This window comes from Mesocryomonas lacus (assembly GCF_055730135.2).
Map to the genome: position 1 here is coordinate 1 of NZ_JBUZWE020000017.1, position 19,320 is coordinate 19,320.

The window sequence follows — 19,320 nt, forward strand, 5'->3', positions numbered from 1 at the left end:
ATATGCCCGCGCAGACTGTCAACAGGGTTCCCGTCATTCCGTCACGCAGATCGGAAAAATTCGTCTCAGCAGGGCGCAAACCCCTGCGTTTGAGGTGTTCCGAACATATGCGGCACGCTCACCCGCGACACCCTTCCCTGATGCGACCGGTTCTTTTCCTCATTCGCTCCCGGAAAGGCGGTCTCAATTATCTTGCAGTTTTGGATGAAGGCCGCGTGACGGATACGACGCCGAGCGCCTCATCGAGCAGAAGCCGGTAACGCTTCGAAAACTCGAACAGTCAGCCCTATGGTCACGGAAAGCAGGCACCCTTCCCTTGCAGGCGTTCAACCGCCATCGACACTTCAGCCCGCGACAAACGCTCGTTCCTGATGCGAATCTGCAGAAAGGCAGGTAAGCTTTGCATTAAATACGATGGCAGGGCTGGAGCAGGGCGTGGTCGTGGATAATCTCGTGGTGCGCTCGCGGGCCAGTAGTCCGGGGCTGACCGAAGCGGCCATTCGGCTCGAAGATGTGATTTGGGAGCCTTTCGGGTTTCTCAGCCACACGCGGGCGCACCGGGAATTTTACGCCGACATTCTGGACGATCATGCGGACTTGCAGCTGTGTCTCGTCGATGAGACTGGCGATGAGCCCGTGGCTTTAGCCAATTGCGTTCCGTTCCATTACGCCGGCGACCTTCAGGATTTACCGCAGGAAGGCTGGGACTGGCTCGTCGAGACCGGGTCCCGCAAATCCGTCGGGCCCGTGAACGTCCTCGGCGCCCTCGCGGTATCGGTGCCGACCGAACACCGGGGCAAGGGATATGCGCAGCGCATGATCCGTGAACTGAAGGCGATGGCGATCAAACGGGGATATGATGCGCTCGTCGTACCCGTCCGCCCCTCGATCAAATGGCAGCATCCGCATGTGCCGATGACCGACTATGCGGCTTGGACAAACGACAAAGGCGAGGTCTTCGATCCCTGGCTGCGCAGCCATGTCGCCCAAGGCGCCAGGATTATCGGGGCCTGCGAGAGGTCGATGGTGGTCGAAGAACACGTCTCCTTCTGGGAGGCCTGGATCGGCCACCGCTTCGATGCCTCTGCATCCTATGTGCTGAAAGGGGCCCTCGCCCCCATCGAGGTCGATCTCGAACGCCAGACCGGTCTTTATCAAGAACCGAACGTCTGGGTCGGCTACGCTCTCTGACCCTCTGAGGTTTCGGCAGACAAAGCGGCAACCGTCAGTGAACGCAGAGGCGTCTTCCGGTGTCTTGAAGAACCGGCGGGCACGGCGCTCCCTTCTGGATGAGGGTTGCAAGCTCGTCCGTGCTTCCCTGGAGGACGCGCCTCTTCCACAGCGCAGGCCCGCAGCGTCCGTTTCCAGCGCTGTAGGGCCGCAACAGCGCGAAAATCGACAAGCGTTCGTCGGCAAAGGCCGCCGGTGTTGGCAAGGTCGCGAAGCGCCTGCAAGGTGAAGCCGTTCTTGCCATTCCCACTGCCGGCCTCGCCCCGGCGTGTTGCGCGCGGTTCGACATAAAACACCAAGACGTCGAGATGTTTGGCCTGCAACAATGGGCACATCATCAACCCGCGGCCTGCACCGAGCTCGGCTTCGCACGGCTCCGGACCTCGACGGGAATCGGACTAACTGCGCCAAACGGCCGCGACGATCCCGGTCCGCGTCAGAGCGTAGATCTGAGCTCGCGAGAAATGCCCGGCCATCCGAGCCCACCCGATCCCTCAACTGCAGACGACACCGCTCTATGATCCTGCACAGGCCCGAACGAAACGAGCGGCCGAGAAGACGCCGCTGGAGGGGCAGCCGCTTTTCGCCGAGGCACGATAGAGATCAGCGGTTTACATCTGATTAGCCCCTATCAGTTAACTTGCTTACAAATCCGAGGCGTCGATGCACTTATTACCGGACAGAAACGGCGCCACGCCCCATTGCCCCCTTCGGAGCCTCACTCTGGGCATCGGAGCAGCCATCGCGGTTTCCGGTTTCATGCTGATCGCGCTGGTCATTTTCATCGGCCTGCGATCGAACAGCGCCGAACTCCATGCCGAACGGATGCGGATCGAAAACGCGCTGACACAGAGCGTCGAGCGCACGCTTGAGCAGCAGAAGACGATCGCCTGGTGGGACGACGCCGTCACGAACATCTCCAACACATTCAATCTCGCCTTCGCCGACGCCAATTTCGGCTATTATTTCACCGAAACTTTCGGTCACGACGAGGTCTATATCCTCAATGATCGCGACGAGCCGATCTACGCCTTTCGCGACAGCGAGCGTGCCAATCCCGCACTCTATCTGAAGCGCCGCGGTGACCTGAAGGACATCGTCGACGTCGCCCGCGGGCGCGCCACCGCATCCGGCATCGACCGGACGGCCGCCTTCTCCGCCAAGCAGGGCCGGTACAAGTTCCTGAAAGGGGCGCTTCAGTCGGCAAGATGGAGCGCCAAGATCACGCTCATCGACGGAAAGCCGACGATCATCGCGTCGATCACCATCGTTCCAAACGTCGACCTGTCGCTGCTCCGCGGCAATCCCTTTCTGCTGGTAACCGTGAACCAGATCGACGCCGACTTCATCGACGCGGTCGGCGGCTCCCTGCTCATTCCCAAGCTCCACTTTACCGCGCGCGACCAGTCCGGCGGCGATGTCGTCTCGGAGCCGTTCGAAACCGATGACGGCCAGAGCGGCGACTATCTGACGTGGACGACGAGCCAGCCGGGACAGCCGCTTCTGACGGTCGTTCTGCCGCTCCTTCTTATCGGGGTGATCGGCATGTGGTTCCTGTCGGCAAAGATGCTGAGGCGCCTGACGTCGGCATCGTCGGAGCTTGCCGGAAACGAAGCGCGGGCGCGGCACGAAGCGGCGCACGACGCGCTCTCGGGTCTGCCGAACCGGCCGATGTTCATCGCGGAGGTCAACCACGCGGTGGCGAGCGCGGCAGCCGGAGCCACTCGACCGGAAGGTCTGATCGTCGGCTATCTCGACATCGATCGCTTTAAGGACATCAACGACACGATGGGCCATCACGCCGGCGACGATCTGATCAAGCAGGTCGGCTTGCGCCTGCGCGGCGGCTTCGACCCGGACTGCCTGGTGGCCCGCTTCGGCGGCGACGAGTTCGCCATCCTGCATCGCAGAAACGGGCCCGACGAGGGGGGACGGCTCGGGGCCATGGTGTCGAAGGCGTTCTGTACGCCCTTCGTCGTCGACGGGATGCCAATTAACGTCACCGCTTCGCTCGGGCTGGCGGAATTTCCGCACCACGGGACATCCGCGGGCGAGCTGATGCGCCATGCCGACATCGCCCTCTATGTCGCCAAGAAGCAAGGGCGGAACCAGACCGTTTTCTTCGACCGAGAGATGGCGCTCAAGCTGGAAGAAAGCCGCCAGATCGAGATCGATCTGCGCAACGCGCTGGAGAACGACGAGCTCGCCCTGTTCTTTCAGCCGGTCATATCGGCGCGCCGCAACAAGGTGACCGGCGTCGAGGCCTTGCTTCGCTGGACCCATCCCACCATGGGCGCCGTGCCGCCGTCCGTCTTCATTCCGATCGCCGAAGAGAGCGGCCTGATGCTGCCGCTCGGCGACTGGGTCCTGCGGGAGGCGATCCGCAAAGCCGCCCTCTGGCCCGACCTCGAGGTCGCCATCAACCTTTCGCCGGCGCAGTTCCGCCACGTCGATCTGCCGCTGATGCTGTCGGACCTTTTGCGGGAGACGAAGGTCGAGGCGGGCCGGATCACCTTCGAGATTACCGAGGGCCTGCTCCTTGATCCGTCGAGGAACACCCATTCGACGCTGGAGAAGATTCGCGAGATGGGTTTTCTGATCGCGCTGGATGATTTCGGGACCGGCTTCTCCAGCCTGAAATACCTGATCGACTTCCGCTTCGACAAATTGAAGATCGACCGTTCCTTCGTGACCGGCCTGTCGCGGACGAAGTCGGCACAGACCATCATCCGCTCGGTCGTGCAGCTCGGCCGCGCCATGGGCATGGACGTCGTGGCGGAAGGGATTGAGACGAGCTTCGAAGCGTCGACGATGCAGGCTTTGGGGTGCGATTTCATGCAAGGCTATTTTTTCGCGCGCGCCCTCCCCGCCGCCGACGTGGAGCCTTTCGTCACATCCTTCAACGACGGGACAAGGGCCGTGGATCTGCCGGGAAACGGTCTGGCTCTGCCGATTTCCTAGGTCAGGACTGAACGGTGGAAACTTCGGTGGGACAGAGGCTTTCGCCTGGTTGGTGCGTCCCCCACACGAAGCCACTGTCGTCAGCAACGCCCGTCTGCCGTTGGCACCGACGGAGCGCCGCCTTCGACCCACGGAGAGAAGGATCTGGCGCGACGGCTTTTTTTTCACTGCGTGGGTCGACGGCACCCGCGGTTGGGATTGTCACAAGCCTTGTCGGTGACGCCCGCCGCCGCCGACTTATTTCCGCTGAGACCGGTTGCGCCTTGATCGAGGTGGGCTCGTTCGACCCTGACTCAGGCCAAGCCGTCGTCCGACACTGAGCCGACCTCCTTCTTCCTATTTGGCGGCCTCGGCATCGAAGGCCCGGTCGACGGTCCGGGACAGACCTGCCTTCCGGATGCGCTCGGTCGGGGTCTTCGGAAACTCGTCGATGAACTCGATGTATCTCGGGATCTGGAAGTAGGGCAGCTTTGGTTCGCACCATTTGGCAAGGGCCGAGGCCTCGATCGAAGCGCCGGGCGCCAAGCGCACGAAGAGCTTGAGGTCGTCGTCGCCGACCTCACTCGGCACGCCAATCAAGGCGCATTCTGCGATGTCGTCATGGGTGAGGACGACGCGCTCGACCTCCCAGGCGGAGATGTTGACGCCCCGTCGGCGGACGCTGTCCTTCTTGCGGCCGGCAAAGAAGAGGAAACCGTCGGCATCGCTGCGCGCGAGGTCCCCGGTCTGGAACCAGCCGTCCTTCACCAGCGCTGCGGCTGCCGCCTCGTTTCGGTAATAGCCGCGAAAGGCGAGGCCTTCGGCCAGCGGCTTGACGATGATCTCCCCGGCATCGCCGACCGCAACGTCCTTGCCATCGTCGTCGACGAGCCGGGTCTCATAGATCGGAAGGGCGCGCCCGCAGGAGCCGAGGCGGCCTTCCGGGTTGACGGTCACGAAGGTGGTCATCTCGGACAGGCCGTAGCCTTCGCGGAGCACCACCCCGAAACGATCCTCGAACGCTTTCCAGACCTCGACGGGACAACCGCCGCCCCAGGCGATGCGCACCTTGTGGTCCCGATCGGACGCGCTTTCCGGCTGCTTCAGGAGGATGGGAAGGACCCCGCCGAGATAATGAATATGGGTGACGTCGTACCGGCGCACCTGGTCCCAAAAACGCGAGGCGCTGAACTTCTCGACCAGCGCGAGGGTGATCGGCTCCATGATCGCGGCGATGAGGACGGCCACCCCGGCGCCGTGATGCAAGGGTTCCCACAGGAGAAACACGTCGCCGCGCTTCATCCCAGTGAGGACAATGGTGCCGAGCGGTCCGGCCCGAAGGCTCCGGTCAGTCTTGAGGACACCCTTCGGCTCCCCCGTGGTGCCGGAACTCGGCGTGATCGCGATGATGTCGTCGGTATGCGGCCGATGGGTCGGAGCGGCATCGTGCGATGCCGCAATCAGTCCCTCAAACGAGTCCGCGCCTTCGGTTCCCCGCCAGATGGCCTGGGACACCAGAGCGTCCTTCACGATCGGCGCCAACACCTCGCTGTAGGCGATGTCCGCGATGAAGGCCTTGGGCTCGAACTGGCGGAACACGAAATCCAGCGCAGCCCCCTTCAGGTGCGTGTTCACCGGGATCCGGATCAGCCCGACCTTGGCCAAGGCAAAGATCGCGACGATGTGGTCGGGATGGCTTGGCAGCATCACGGCGACCCTGTCGCCCGGCGCAAGACCGCTGTCCAGCAATGCGTTCGCTAGTCGATTGATCCGCGCGTTGAGGGCACCGACCGTCCAGTTCTCGTCGTTGAACCGGCAATAGACATGATCGGGCGTCGTGGCAGCGCGGGTGTCCCAGAGGGACCGCAGTGTCGTGTCGGCGGCGTTTGTCATGCTGATCCTTCGGGTCTGCGTATCATAGCAATTTAAATTGGTATTCAATTACTACGATCGAACTGTAATTATTGCGCAGAAGTGTGTCAAACATTATTGGTGGGTAGAAAACGTGCATACGGGCATTGACAGTCTGCCGAAACTGCAATGTAATAATCATAATTGATATGCAATTATACGGACCTGCCCTTCCTTGCGGCAGCGAAACCCCCGCAACACGGCCACGGAGCGAACCATGCAGAAGTCGAAGAATGCAGTTGCGGGTGCGGGGCCGATCCTGTCCCGCAGAACCCTGATCACGGCGGGAGCCGCCGGCGCGGCGCTGCTGGCAGTGCCGATGGTGATGCGACGGGCACATGCGGAAGACCGCCGCATCGTCCTGCGCGGCAGCGGCGGCGACCTCGCCAAGGCCTATGACGAGTTCATCCTTCGCCCGTTCACACAGGAAACGGGTATCGAAGCCGTCCAGGTCACATCCGGCCAGGCCCCGATCAACATGATCAAGGGGATGGTCGACACGAAGAACTACAGCTGGGACATGGCGGAATTCGCCGTGCTGTCGACCTTGGTGCTGGGCCCGCAATACCTCGAGACGCTCAACCTCGACGGGGACTCCAACGTCGCGGCGATCCCGGCGGAGATGCGCAACCCGCTCTTCGTGCCACTCTACCTCTTCCCGAACGTGATGGGCTATCGCGAGGATGCCTTCGAGGGGCGCAAGGCGCCGGCGAGCTGGGCGGACTTCTACAATCTCGAGGAGTTTCCGGGCCGTCGCTCGCTGCGGCGCACGGCGCTCGATACGCTGGAAACCGCGCTCCTGGCCGACGGCGTGCCGCGCGACCAGCTGTATCCACTGGATGTCGACCGCGCCCTTCGCAAGCTCGATACGGTGAAATCAGCGATCGCGGTCTGGTGGGAGAACAGCCCGCAGTCGACGCAGGTCATCGCCAGCGGCGAGGTCGACATGGTGGCGACCTGGACGCAGCGCATCCAGCCGGCCATCGCCGGCGGCGCGCCGGTCAAGATCTCGTGGAAGGATGGCTACTACAACACCGCCGGCTGGGGCGTCCTCAAGGGAACGCCGAAAGCCGATCTCTGCCGCGAGTTCATCAAGTTCTCGGTCCAGCCGGAGCGGCTGGCCGCGTGGACGCCGAAGATGGCCGTCGGGCCGGTTCATCCCAAAGCGATCGAGTTGATACCGCCGGAGCTCGCCGCCTCCTTGCCGACCAATCCCGAGATCCTGAAGCAGCTCATTCCGGTCAATGCGGCCTATTGGGCGGAAAACCGGGCAGCGCTCGAGGATCGCTTCGACGCCTGGCTGCTGTCCTGAACAAGGCGGCCGCGCCGCGCCACCGCGCTTCCTCGAGCCTCACACCGAAGCGAGATCGCCATGTCGGATATCGTCCTCGATCGTACTGACCCGGCGGTCCCCGTCGTCGTCATCGACCGACCGCGTCGCCGCAATGCCCTCGATCACGCGGCCTGGCGCGATCTCGGCACCACCTTCCGTCAGCTCGGCGGTGAGGCCGGCGTCCGGGGCGTGATCCTGACCGGTGCCGGTGGGGCGTTCTGTGCCGGCGACGACATCCTGGCCTTCGCCAGCGTCCGCGACGATCCCGCGGCGCGATTGCGCTACTGGGACGACATCATGGCCTGTTACGCGGCGATCTCAGAGATCCGCGTTCCCGTCATCGCCGCCGTCTCGGGTCCGTGTGTCGGCGGCGGCTGCACCCTCGCCTTGCGGGCTGATTTCCGCATCGGCGACCCGACGGCGCGGTTCGGCGTCCCGCCGGCCAAGCTCGGTCTCGTCTATCCCGCCGACAGCACCCGGCTGCTGATTGCCGCCGCGGGGCTGAGTGCGGCGCGGCACATGCTTTATACCGGCGCGCTGATCGATGCGCAGGCGGCCGCCGCTTGCGGCCTTGTCGCCGCCGTCGAGGAGGGCGACGTGGTCGAAGCCGCCCGCCGCTTCCTCGCGCCGATGATCGATAACGCCCCGATCTCGATCGCTGCGGCCAAGCTCGCCTGCGACGCCGCGATGGCGGGGGATTTCAACAGCATCATTCCTGAAATCGAGCGGCTCTCGCAGCTGGCCGATCGCAGCAATGACTACCGCGAAGGCGCCCGCGCCTTCGCCGAGAAGCGCAAGCCGCGATTTACCGGACAGTAGGTCGGAGATCAGTCGATCAACCGATCAGGCGGAGGAAACCGAAATGAGCGTAGTGGCCCTTGATACCCCGGCGACCAACAGTCCGCTCCGGACGGACGGCGCGCTGCCGGCGAAACTGAAGGCAGAGGGACTGAGCAAGTCCTACGGCCCGGTCGTCGCCCTCGACGAGATGTCGATCACCGTTCGCGAGGGGGAGTTCCTCAGTCTTCTCGGCCCCTCGGGATCGGGCAAGACCACCTTCCTGATGATGACTGCAGGCTTGATCACCCCGACCTCGGGCGCCCTCTGGATCAACGGAAAACTGTCGACCTATCTGCCGGTCCAGGACCGCGACATCGGCATGGTGTTCCAGAGCTACGCCCTGTTTCCCCACCTCAGCGTCTTCGAAAACGTCGCCTTCCCCTTGCGCATGCGCAAGCATTCGGAGACCGAGATCAAGGCGGCGGTCGGCTCCGCGCTGGAGATGATCCGGCTGTCGCACGTCAGCGACCGGCTGCCGCGGGCGCTGTCCGGCGGCCAGCAGCAGCGCATCGCGCTCGCACGCTGCCTCGTCTACAAGCCGTCAATCATCCTGATGGACGAGCCGCTGGGCGCGCTCGATCGCAAGCTGCGCGAGGAAATGCAGCTGGAGATCAAGCGCATTCACCGCGCGACCGGGACGACATTGCTTTACGTCACGCACGACCAGGACGAGGCGATGACGATGTCGGATCGCATCTGCCTGATGAAAGACGGCCGGATCGAGCACCTCGGCAGTCCGGACGAGCTGTACTTTGCCCCGAAGACCGAATTCACCGCCGATTTTCTCGGCAGCTCCAACTTCATCGACGCCGAAGTGGCGGGACGCGACGGCGAGCGCACAATCCTGTCAATCGCTGGTGGCAAGACCATCAAGGCGGTGCTCAGCCCCTCCTGCGCGGGGAAGAAGCACATCCGGGTGATGATCCGTCCCGAGCGGACGGTGCTCGGACCGGCGGCCCCCGGCAGCGACGCGAACGAGGTGTCGGGCACCGTCAGCGATTCCATTCTCGCGGGCGGCTTTTCGCGCGTCTATGTCGACGTGCCCGGGATCGGCGTCCTGGCGTCGAGCTATCTCACCGGCGCGCCGGAGCAGGCGGCAACGCCGGGGACGTCGCAGAGCCTTCATTGGCCGGTATCGGCCGCCCTGACCTTCCCCGGGAAGGAGTGACGCGATGAGCCTTGCGCAACCGCCCATGGCGTCCGCCGAAATGGCCCCATCGAGTTTCTGGAAGGACAACCGGACCTGGCTCGTTCTCCTGACACCGGCCATCCTGTTTCTCTTCGCGCTGTTCTTCTATCCCGTCGGCCAGATCCTCTGGCTCAGCCTGAAGGATGGCACCGGCGCCTTCACCAGCGAGAACTACGAGAAGCTCTTTTCCTCGCCAATCTATCTCCAGTCGCTCTGGATCACCTTTAAGCTCAGCTTCTGGACAACGCTGATCAGCGTGATCGGCGGCTACCCCGTTGCCTATCTCCTCGTCTCCAGCGGCGCCTCGGCGCGGCAGAAGCTGATCATTCTCGTCATGCTGCCGTTCTGGACGAGCTTTCTTGTGCGCAGTTTCGCCTGGATGGTTCTCCTGGGGCGGCAAGGGGCGATCAACGAGGCGCTGGTCTCGCTCGGGATCACCGACGTGCCGGCGACGATGATCTACAACTATACCGGCGCGCTGATCGGCATGGTGCACGCGCTCCTGCCGCTCTTCATCCTGGCCGCAGCGCCCGTCCTCGCCAAGATCGACCGCAACGTCATGAGCGCGGCCGCCACCATGGGAGCCGGCGCCTCGCAATCGTTCTGGCGGGTCTATTTCCCGCTGTCGATGCCGGGCATCGCCGCGGGCGGCATCCTCGTCTTCGTCACGGCGCTCGGCTTCTTCATCACGCCGAGCCTCCTCGGCGGCCGAGGCGAGGCGGTGATCACCCGCATCATCATCCGCGAGGTCCAGGAAGGATTGAACTGGGGATTTGCGGCGGCCCTGTCGGTCATGCTTCTCGCGACGACGATCGCCTTCTTCATCCTGTTCGACCGGCTGGTCGGGCTGAGCACGCTGTCGGGCGACGCGCAGATCAAGGCGAAGGGCACGGGCCGTTTTTCCCGAAGCCTTCTCGGCTTCATCGCCTCCGCCGGCGAGCGTGTGGAGCGGCTCTTCCTGCGCCTCCGGCCCACTCTGGCCGATCGTCCTCGGCGCAAGATGAGCGCCGTCCTGATCTGGGCGACCGCCATCCTCGTCCTCTGCTTCCTGGTGCTGCCGATCCTCTTCGTGATCCCGGTCTCCTTCACCAAGCAGTCGTTCCTCAGCTGGCCGCCGCAGCTGTTCTCCAGCCAGTGGTATCTCCGCGTCTGGGAATCGCCGCTGTGGTTGCCGGCCGCAATCCGCTCGACGATCGTCGGCCTGGGGGCGGCGGCGCTGGCGACGGTGTTCGGCGTCGCCGCGGCCCTGGCGCTCGGCTCCGGCAACATGCGCTGGCGGCCGTTCTGGCTGATCCTCCTGATCACGCCGATGATGGTGCCACGGGTGATCCTCGCGGTCGGACTGTTCTACCTCTTCGCGCCGCTGGGTCTCGTCGGTTCGTCCTTCGCCCTGACGCTGGCCCACACGGCGCTCGCCCTCCCCTATGTCGTCGTCACCGTCATGGCGCTGCTGAAGGGCTACGACTACCGGCTGAACCATGCGGCATGGACCCTCGGCGCCAGCCGCTGGACGACGTTCCGCAAGATCCAGCTGCCGCTGATCCAGGGCGGAATCGTCGCCGCCTTCCTGTTCGGCTTCGTTACCTCCTTCGACGACCTGACCCTCGCCCTGTTCGTGACGGCGGGCCTGACCGCGACGCTGCCGAAGGAAATGTGGGACGCCGCAACCATGCAGGTCAGCCCCGAGATGGCGGCGGTCTCGACGATCACGCTCGGCCTGATCGTCGTCATCGTGTTGCTGGCGGAATGGCTGCGCTCCCGCTCCGCCATCAACCGGGGGATGTGAGCGATGGAGAATGCCGCAGCCAGCGTCGGCCGGGCCGACGACAACGTCTTTCGGGCGCTCGAGGCCTGCTTTCCAGAGGACGGGCGACGGGTTTTCGTGGAAGGGGCGGATGGCCGGATCGTCCGCTATGGCGACGTCGCCCCGGCGACGGCGCGCATGGCGCGGCGGCTTCGCGATGGCGGCGTCGCCAAAGGCGACATCGTCGCCGGGGTGCTAGACAAGTCCCAGGAGGCGATCCTGCTTTACCTCGCCGTCTCCCGTCTCGGCGCCGTCTATCTCCCCATCCACATCGGCCTGACGCCGGTCGAGATCGACTATGTCCTGACGGATGCCGCGCCCCGGATGACCGTCTGCGATCCCGCGCACGGTCCGACGATGGTCCGTGCCGGCCGGCGTTTCCTCACCCTCGACCGGTTTGGTGAGGGTTCCCTCACCGACGGCAGCCTTTCGCTGCCGGCGAATTTCGAAACCGAAAGCGGCCTTGGCGAAGAGCCGAACGCGCTCGTCTATACCTCGGGGACGACCGGCAAGCCGAAGGGTGCGCTTCTCCCGAACGGGCTGGTGATCTGGAATGCCCTGGCGCTGGCCGAAAGCTGGGGAATCACCCCCGACGACAGGATCCTCCACGCCAACCCCACGGCCTATGGATTGTTCGGCACGACGACGCCGATGATCGCCGGCGGCGGGTCGATCATCCTGCTGCCGAAGTTCGAGGCCGAAAGCGTCATCGCAAAACTCCCGGCCGCGACAATCTTTGCGGGCGTCCCGACCTATTACTCCCGGCTCCTCGCGCATCCGGGCTTCGACGCTGCGTCTTTCGGCGGGCTGCGGCTTTTCATCACCGGATCCGCCCCGATGCGGCCGGACCTGTTCCGCGACTTCGAGCGCGTGACGGGGCATCAGCTGCTCGACCGCTATGGCTCGACGGAAGCGCTGATCGTGACGAGCCATGCGGCAGGCGAAAGCCGCGCGCCGAACTCTTCCGGCCGGGCGCTTCCCGGCTCGACGGTGCGGATCGTCGACAGCGCGGGGCAGCCGGTGGACGCCGGAAAGGTCGGCTCGATCGAGATCCGGCAGCCCTTCCCCTTCCTCGGCTATCTCAACGCGCCCGAGAAGACGCGGGAGTCTTTCTCCGAGGATGGCTGGTTCATCTCGGGCGATTTCGGCAGTCTCGACCAGCGTGGGCATTTGACGGTTCTGGGCCGGGGCGCGGACCTCATCATCACCGGCGGACTGAACGTCTATCCAAAAGAAGTGGAACTCGCGATCAACCGCCTCGAAAACATCGCTGAATCGGCGGTGATCGGTGTTCCGCATCCCGATTTTGGCGAGGCGGTCGTGGGGGTCGTCCAATTGTCGGATTCTGCCGCACGTGTCGACACGTCTCGCATGCTGCAGGATCTGAAAACCCAGATCGCCGGATACAAAGTGCCGAAGGCGATCACCATCGTCGATCAGATGCCCCGCAATGTGCTGGGGAAGATCCAGCGGACGACGCTGAAGGAGCAGTTCGCCGGACTGTTCCAGCCGGCCGATGAGCCGATCCGCCGAGCGGAAGCGCCGGCAAAGAGTTGACAGAGAGCTGGCAAAGAAGAGGGGCATTGACGGGATGTCGCGCCCGGCCCTCTGGTGATGCGACCGACAAAGGCAGAAGACGGAATGGATGCAAGTTCGGACATGACAGCGGATACACCGAGCGCCGTGAAGGAAGGACGCCCACCGTCCAAATCGTTGAGCGCCGACGGCGTCGACGAGCGCCTGTTTGTCGCCTCCGTCGCCAAGGCGCTCCTGGTTCTCGAGACCTTCAACGGCCGGGCACGCCACCTCACTCTGTCCGATATCACCACGGCGACCGGCATGGGACGGAGCGCTGCGCAGCGGTTCGTCTACACGCTCGAAGCCCTCGGCTATCTCCAGAAGAACCCGGTGACGCGCCAGTACCGGCTGGCAACGAAGGTCCTCACCTTCGCCCAGAGCCTTCTGTCCACGAACGCCGCCCTTGAAAGCGCCGCGCCTTTTCTCTCCCGGCTGGGCGAGAGCACGCACGAGACGGTGTCCTGGGTCGAACTGGATGGAGACGACATCGTCATCATCGGCAACGTGCCTTGCACGCATGTCGCGTCGGTGAACTTGCCGGTCGGGACGCGGTTTCCCGCGATATCATCGTCGTCCGGCCAGGTCATTCTCGCCGACACATCCCTGCAGGCCGCTGCAGCGATGTGGGAGCGCGCCGATGCCGACATCCGTGAGCGGATGAAATTCAAGGACGAGGCCGGCCTCCTGGATTTCCTGCGCAAAGTCTCTGGGCAGGGCTTTGCCGTCACGGAGAAGAATTTCGACCAGGGAAGCCTATCGATCTCCGCGCCCGTCTACGATTTCACCCGCAAGCCGATCGCGGCCATCAACCTGTCGACGCTGTCGTCCCGCTTCTCGCGCGATGCAGCCCGCAAGAAGCTGGCGCCGCTGGTCATGGAAGCGGCCGCCGCGGTCTCCAAGGCGAATGGATACAAGGCGGACTGACGGGCGGCGTCGAGTTGTAAGAGACGGACCAGCGGCGGCGGCGTGGAACGATGCCGCTTTGCGGCCGATCTTGGTTCCCGTGCTGGTCGTCTCTGGCCGAGATCAGGGCAGCGCAACCGCTGCGGAAATCCGCTCACCCACCGGCGGCCGCCTAAAGGCGTTCTGAGATTCGTCTCCGATCAACGGGCGTTATCATTCCAGATTGGAATGGGCTGATGAACAGTCGTCGCTCAAACCGAGCTGCCTTCCGTCCTAGACTGCATGTGATCGAGGACCGGAGTATCTTCCCATGCCAACGCTTTCCCGTTTCACGTCCGCCGACGATATCCGCATCCGGTTTTCGAAGGCCATGTCGGATATGTACCGGACGGAGGTCCCGCAGTACGGCACGCTGATGACGCTCGTGGCGGCGGTCAACACCGACACGCGGCACGCCGACCGCGTCCTCGACCAGCGGCTTGTCGACAATGGCGAGGTCGAGCGTCTCGATCTCGAGCGGCATGGTGCCATCCGCCTCGGCACGCCTCAGGAACTCTCGACCATGCGGCGCCTGTTCGCCGTCATGGGCATGGTCCCCGTCGGCTACTACGACCTTTCCGTGGCGGGCGTGCCGGTGCACTCCACGGCCTTCCGTCCGGTGGAAGCGGAGTCGCTGCGCCGCAATCCCTTCCGGGTCTTCACCTCGCTGCTTCGCCTCGACCTGATCAAGGACGAAGCCCTGCGGGCCGAAGCCGCGGCCATCCTGGCGGAGCGTCGGATCTTCACCCCGGGCTGCCTCGGCCTCATCGACACTGCCGAGGCGAAGGGCGGCCTGACCACAGAGGAAGCCGAACAGTTCGTGGTGGAGGCGCTCGAAACCTTCCGCTGGCACAGCGAGGCCACGGTCCCCGTCGACGTCTACCAGCGACTGCGGGCCGCGCACCCGCTGCTGGCAGATGTCGTCTGCTTCAAGGGGCCGCATATCAACCATCTGACGCCGCGAACCCTCGACATCGACGCCGTGCAGGATCGCATGCCGGCGCACGGCATCTCGCCAAAAGCCGTGATCGAGGGCCCTCCGCCCCGGCGCGTGCCGATCCTCCTGCGGCAGACGAGCTTCAAGGCCCTGGAAGAGCCGGTCGCCTTCACGGCAGGCGACGACGCGAGCCTCGCGCAGGGAACCCACACCGCCCGCTTCGGCGAGGTCGAGCAGCGCGGCATCGCCCTGACGCCGAAAGGCCGCGACCTCTATGATCGCCTGCTTGCCGAGGTCCGCGATGCGGTGCAGGTCAAGGGTGACGGCAGCAATGCCGCCGACTACATGCTGGCTCTTTCCCGGGCCTTCGAGGCTTTCCCCGACGACGAGGGGACGCTGCGCCGCGAGGAGCTCGCCTTCTTCCGCTACCTCCCCACCGGCAAGCCGGGTGTCCCGAGAGATCGCGACACCGAAACGCTGATCGCCGAGGGCTTCCTCGCGGCAGAGCCGATCACCTACGAGGATTTCCTGCCGGTGAGCGCCGCTGGCATCTTCCAGTCCAATCTCGGCGATGAGTCCCAGCGCAATTTTGCAGCGCAGGCCAACCGGGCCGCCTTCATCGACGACCTCGGCGCAGCGGTCGCCGACGAGACCACGCTCTATGCCGAGATGGAAGCCCGTTCCCGGAACAGCGCGCTTGCCAGCCTGGATCAGAAAATCCGCGCGTGACGCGATGAACGCACCCGCCCTTCGCGCGCGACCGGACGCAGCGCCGGTCGACCTCTACCTCACGCGCCTGCAGCAGCAGGGGTTTGCCGGCGAGGTCGGCCGAGATACCGCCAGCCGTCTCGTCTCGGCCACCGACAACAGCATCTACCAGGTCCTGCCCGCCGCGGTCCTGTTTCCGCGGACGGGGGACGATTTGAACCTCGCCGTTGCGCTGGCGGCCCGCGCCGAAGGCGGCCCACTGCCGCTGACCGCGCGCGGCGGCGGCACCGGCACGAACGGGCAGTCGTTGACGACGGGGATCGTCATCGACACGTCGCGCCATTTGACGCGCATCCTGTCGCTCGACGCGGCCGGCCTCACGGTGACCGTGGAGCCAGGCGTCGTCCTCGACCAGCTGAACCGCTTCCTTGGCGCGCACGGCCTGTTCTTTCCGCCGACGGTGTCGACGGCGACGCGCGCGACCATCGGCGGAATGGTTGCGACGGACGCCTCCGGCAAGGGCTCGCGGATCTATGGCCGGACGTCGGATTATATCGAGGCGATGGACGTCGTGCTGGCGGATGGATCGGACTTCCGGGTCGAGCCGCTGTCGCCCGCTCGGCTCGATGCCCTCTGCGGGGAAGACAGCCTTGTTGGCCGCGCCTGCGCCGAGGTTCGCCGCGTCGTGACCGAGCAGGCGGACGAAATCGCCCGGATCTTTCCGCGCATGAACCGGGGGCTGACCGGCTACAATTTGCAGCGGACGCTGGATGCTGACGGCAACTTCTCGCTCCACCGCTTGCTGGCGGGGTCGGAGGGAACGCTGGCGCTGACCAAGTCCGTCACGCTGCGGGTGCTGCCGAAGCCTGCGCACCGCGCCCTTACCGTCATCCGCTATGCGAGCGTCGACGCGGCGCTGTCCGACGTCGGGCGGCTTCTCGAGGCCGATCCGCTGGCGGTGGAATTCCTGGACGAGAACGTCATCGCGCTGGCCCGCCAGGACATCGTCTGGGCCGGCATCGGCCAGGTGCTCGGCGGCGATCGCGACGACGACGTGAAGGGCATGAACTTCGTCGAGTTCGTCGGCGAGAGCGAGGCGGCCATCGCATCGCAGCTGGCAGCGCTCGAGGCGGTGCTGGCGCAAGCGTTGGAGCCCTCCGTCGTCGACTGGAAGCTGATCGCCGATCCCGGCCTCATCGCACAGCTCTGGACCTTGCGCGAAAAGTCGGTTGGTCTTCTCGGCAAGGTGCCCGGACGCCGGCAAGGCACGGCTTTCGTCGAAGATGCGGCCGTGCCGCCCGACAGACTGCCGGACTTCGTGCGCGCCTTCCGGGCTCTCCTCGACCGGCACGGCCTGGCCTACGGCATGTACGGGCATGCCGACGTCGGCTGCCTGCATGTGCGGCCGCTCCTCGACATGAAGGACCCCGACGATGCGGGGCTGGTCCGGCCGATCTCCGACGAGGTTGCGCGTCTCACCCGCGACTATGGCGGCCTCCTCTGGGGGGAGCATGGGCGCGGGTACCGCGGCGAATACTCGCCGTTCTTCTTCGGGCCGGTGCTCTATGCGGAACTCTGCCGGATCAAGACGGCGTTCGATCCAGAGAACATCCTCAACCCCGGCAAGCTGACGACGAGCCTTGGCGGGGTCCCGGTGCAAACAATCGACACCGTGCCGCTGCGCGGCGCCGTCGACGCGACAATCCGGCCTGAACATGCCGATGGCTACGAGCGCGCGCTTGCCTGCAACGGCAACGGTGTCTGCTTCAGCTGGGATGCGGACGAGGCGATGTGCCCCTCCTTCAAGGCGACGCGCGACCGGACGCAGTCCCCGAAAGGCCGGGCGACGCTGCTGCGCGAGTGGGCGAGACGGCGCAGTCTGGCCGGGGACGGATCGTCCGATCCCGGCCTTTCCGAGATCGAGCAGGCCGTGCATGCCTCCCTCTCCACCTGCCTTTCCTGCAAGGCCTGCGTGACCCAGTGTCCGGTTCAGGTCGACATCCCCTCGATGAAGTCGCGCTTCCTCGAAGTCTTCCACCGCACCCACCGGCGCGCCTTGCGCGACCATCTCACCGCCAGCCTGGAGCACGTGGCGCCGCTGGCAATGCGCTGGCCATGGCTCGCCAATGCCCTGGCCTCGTCCCGGCCAGGACGCAGCGCGCTGAAGGCCATCGGGCTCGTCGACCTGCCGGCCTTTTCCAGCACGCCTTTCCGGACAGGCCGCATCGACACCGCGGCGCTGTCGGCGCTGCCCGACACGGAAAAGGCCCGCACGGTCATCCTCCTGCCCGATACCTTCACCTCCGCCTTCGACACCGCGGTGCCGCTGGCGGCGCAGCGCCTGCTGCAGCAGCTGGGCTACGCCGTCCACGTCGCGCCGCTTCTGCCGAACGGCAAGGCGCTGCACGTCCTCGGCTTCCTCCCGCGGTTCGCGTCGACGGCAAACCGCGCCCGCGCGCTCCAGGCAAGCCTTGCCGCAACGGGCGTTGCCGTCGTCGGCCTCGACGCGGTGACGACGCTGATGGGCCGTTCCGAATACCGGAACCCAAAGGAGAAAGCGATCGATCTGCCGGTGGTGACGCTGGACGAGTTCCTGGCCCGCGCGCTCGACAAGAACAGCCTGTCCGTTCGGCGGGCGTCGGCACCCCGCAGCTTCAGCCTGTTTCTCCACTGTACCGAGAAGACCGCGATGCCGCAGGCGGCCGGGCGCTGGGAAACTGTCTTCGCCGCCTTCGGCCATCGCCTCACAGTGGCGCGGACGGGCTGTTGCGGGATGTCGGGACTGTTCGGCCATGAGCGCGAGCATGCCGCGATGTCGGAAAAGCTCTTCGACATGAGTTGGCGCGCGCCGCTGGACAGCCTGCCGGAAGGATCGGTGGCGGCGAGCGGCTTTTCCTGTCGCTGCCAGACCCATCGCCTGACGGGACGGCGGCCACCCCATCCCGTCGAAATCCTGCTGCAGGCGCTTGAAAGCGAAAATCAGGCATCGGCCGCGACAGGCGCCGACCTCGCAAGGCTCAGCGCCCGGCCTCCTGCCTGATCCACGTGACGAACGCCGCCACCAGCGGCGCATGCTGCACCTGGAGCGGGGTCACCACGTAATAGGCGCCATTGCCTTTGTAGGCGGGCTCTTCGAGCGCCACGAGCTGGCCACTGGCGAGCTCCTGCTCGATGAGGAACGTCGGCACGAGCGCCACGCCCATCCCCGCCGCTGCCGCCTGGCTGGTCATCGCGAACTGGTCGAACAGCGGGCCACGGTAGGGATGGGGATGGTCCGCCCCGCATGCATGAAACCACTCCTGCCAGAGGCTGGGCCGCGACGCCTGCTGCAGCAGCGTCGCCCCCGCGAGATCGCCGGCCTTTCGAAGGCCCCGCGCCTCGACATAGGCAGGGCTGGAGACCGCCACGATGCTTTCATGGCAGAGATAGACCGTCTCGCCATGCGGCCAGTTCGGCGCGCCATAGTGGATCGCGACGTCCACCACCTTTTCGGAAAAGTCGAAGGGCTCGGGTTCGGTCGACACCATGACGGTGACGTCAGGATGTTCAGCCAGAAACTCGGGCAGGCGGGGGATCAGCCACCGCGAGGCGAAGGTCGGCAGCACCGCCAGCCGAAGCGCGGACTCGCTGCCGGCCGCCGCGATGATCGAATGCGTCTCGGTCTCGTATTCCCGCAGAATGCGCCGCGCCGACCGCATGTAGCGCTCGCCGAGCCGCGTCAGTGTCACGCGCCCCTTGGTGCGGTCGAACAGGACCACCCCGAGGGTCTCTTCGAGCTGACGAACCTGCTTGCTGACGGCGCTCTGGGTCAGGGCCAGCTCATCGGCGGCCATGGTGAAATTGCCATGGCGAGCCGCCGCCTCAAACGTCGTCAGCTCTTGGAGGGACGGCATCAGACTGCGCGAAAG

At 65.1% G+C, this 19,320-nt stretch carries 12 protein-coding genes; 10 read left to right on the top strand and 2 right to left on the bottom strand.

All coding sequences use genetic code 11. The features are described from left to right. Positions 1–414 precede the first annotated feature (414 nt). On the top strand, positions 415–1,191 hold the full coding sequence (locus ACZLZY_RS22100) for a GNAT family N-acetyltransferase (RefSeq protein WP_472936219.1): 777 nt from the start codon (positions 415–417) through the stop codon (positions 1,189–1,191). A 798-nt stretch (positions 1,192–1,989) separates the two neighbouring features. Then, complete coding sequence (locus ACZLZY_RS22105; RefSeq protein WP_472936220.1) at positions 1,990–4,191, top strand: bifunctional diguanylate cyclase/phosphodiesterase; 2,202 nt, start codon at positions 1,990–1,992, stop codon at positions 4,189–4,191. Between the two features lie 336 nt (positions 4,192–4,527). Here ACZLZY_RS22105 and ACZLZY_RS22110 read toward each other — a convergent pair whose 3' ends face one another. Beyond that, complete coding sequence (locus ACZLZY_RS22110; protein WP_472936221.1) at positions 4,528–6,063, bottom strand: AMP-binding protein; 1,536 nt, start codon at positions 6,061–6,063, stop codon at positions 4,528–4,530. A 235-nt stretch (positions 6,064–6,298) separates the two neighbouring features. On the opposite strand from ACZLZY_RS22110, the gene ACZLZY_RS22115 reads away from it, so the two are divergent. The 8 genes from ACZLZY_RS22115 (at position 6,299) to ACZLZY_RS22150 (ending at position 18,452) form a co-directional block, all read left to right on the top strand. Beyond that, positions 6,299–7,393: an ABC transporter substrate-binding protein gene (locus ACZLZY_RS22115; RefSeq protein WP_472936222.1), complete on the top strand. Its 1,095-nt coding sequence runs from the start codon at positions 6,299–6,301 to the stop codon at positions 7,391–7,393. A 60-nt stretch (positions 7,394–7,453) separates the two neighbouring features. Then, the gene (locus tag ACZLZY_RS22120; RefSeq protein WP_472936223.1) at positions 7,454–8,233 is read left to right on the top strand and encodes an enoyl-CoA hydratase/isomerase family protein; all 780 of its coding nucleotides are present in this window, start codon (positions 7,454–7,456) and stop codon (positions 8,231–8,233) included. Between the two features lie 43 nt (positions 8,234–8,276). After that, positions 8,277–9,422, top strand: a complete 1,146-nt coding sequence (locus ACZLZY_RS22125; RefSeq protein WP_472936224.1) for an ABC transporter ATP-binding protein — start codon at positions 8,277–8,279, stop codon at positions 9,420–9,422. Positions 9,423–9,426: 4 nt separating this feature from the next. Further along, complete coding sequence (locus ACZLZY_RS22130; protein ID WP_472936225.1) at positions 9,427–11,229, top strand: ABC transporter permease subunit; 1,803 nt, start codon at positions 9,427–9,429, stop codon at positions 11,227–11,229. Between the two features lie 3 nt (positions 11,230–11,232). Continuing rightward, positions 11,233–12,804, top strand: coding sequence for an AMP-binding protein (locus tag ACZLZY_RS22135; RefSeq protein WP_472936226.1), 1,572 nt, complete (start codon positions 11,233–11,235; stop codon positions 12,802–12,804). Between the two features lie 102 nt (positions 12,805–12,906). Continuing rightward, entirely contained in the window at positions 12,907–13,749 is an 843-nt protein-coding gene (locus ACZLZY_RS22140; RefSeq protein WP_472936227.1) for an IclR family transcriptional regulator, read from the top strand. A 289-nt stretch (positions 13,750–14,038) separates the two neighbouring features. After that, positions 14,039–15,433 carry a 2-oxoadipate dioxygenase/decarboxylase HglS gene (hglS, locus tag ACZLZY_RS22145; protein ID WP_472936228.1) on the top strand — a complete coding sequence of 465 codons (1,395 nt, stop codon included), beginning with the start codon at positions 14,039–14,041 and terminating at the stop codon, positions 15,431–15,433. A 4-nt stretch (positions 15,434–15,437) separates the two neighbouring features. Further along, positions 15,438–18,452, top strand: coding sequence for an FAD-binding and (Fe-S)-binding domain-containing protein (locus ACZLZY_RS22150; RefSeq protein ID WP_472936229.1), 3,015 nt, complete (start codon positions 15,438–15,440; stop codon positions 18,450–18,452). Here the strand turns inward: ACZLZY_RS22150 and ACZLZY_RS22155 are convergent. Further along, complete coding sequence (locus ACZLZY_RS22155) at positions 18,430–19,305, bottom strand: LysR family transcriptional regulator (RefSeq protein ID WP_472936230.1); 876 nt, start codon at positions 19,303–19,305, stop codon at positions 18,430–18,432. The two genes, ACZLZY_RS22150 and ACZLZY_RS22155, sit on opposite strands and share 23 nt — an antisense overlap. Positions 19,306–19,320 lie beyond the last annotated feature (15 nt).

What these genes read in the sequence shown, in the direction of transcription:
- ACZLZY_RS22100 (WP_472936219.1), top strand. Translation starts at nt 415, where the DNA reads ATGGCAGGGCTGGAGCAGGGCGTGGTCGTGGATAATCTCGTGGTGCGC.
- ACZLZY_RS22105 (WP_472936220.1), top strand. Translation starts at nt 1,990, where the DNA reads ATGCTGATCGCGCTGGTCATTTTCATCGGCCTGCGATCGAACAGCGCC.
- ACZLZY_RS22110 (WP_472936221.1), bottom strand. Translation starts at nt 6,063, where the DNA reads ATGACAAACGCCGCCGACACGACACTGCGGTCCCTCTGGGACACCCGC.
- ACZLZY_RS22115 (WP_472936222.1), top strand. Translation starts at nt 6,299, where the DNA reads ATGCAGAAGTCGAAGAATGCAGTTGCGGGTGCGGGGCCGATCCTGTCC.
- ACZLZY_RS22120 (WP_472936223.1), top strand. Translation starts at nt 7,454, where the DNA reads ATGTCGGATATCGTCCTCGATCGTACTGACCCGGCGGTCCCCGTCGTC.
- ACZLZY_RS22125 (WP_472936224.1), top strand. Translation starts at nt 8,277, where the DNA reads ATGAGCGTAGTGGCCCTTGATACCCCGGCGACCAACAGTCCGCTCCGG.
- ACZLZY_RS22130 (WP_472936225.1), top strand. Translation starts at nt 9,427, where the DNA reads ATGAGCCTTGCGCAACCGCCCATGGCGTCCGCCGAAATGGCCCCATCG.
- ACZLZY_RS22135 (WP_472936226.1), top strand. Translation starts at nt 11,233, where the DNA reads ATGGAGAATGCCGCAGCCAGCGTCGGCCGGGCCGACGACAACGTCTTT.
- ACZLZY_RS22140 (WP_472936227.1), top strand. Translation starts at nt 12,907, where the DNA reads ATGACAGCGGATACACCGAGCGCCGTGAAGGAAGGACGCCCACCGTCC.
- hglS (WP_472936228.1), top strand. Translation starts at nt 14,039, where the DNA reads ATGCCAACGCTTTCCCGTTTCACGTCCGCCGACGATATCCGCATCCGG.
- ACZLZY_RS22150 (WP_472936229.1), top strand. Translation starts at nt 15,438, where the DNA reads ATGAACGCACCCGCCCTTCGCGCGCGACCGGACGCAGCGCCGGTCGAC.
- ACZLZY_RS22155 (WP_472936230.1), bottom strand. Translation starts at nt 19,305, where the DNA reads ATGCCGTCCCTCCAAGAGCTGACGACGTTTGAGGCGGCGGCTCGCCAT.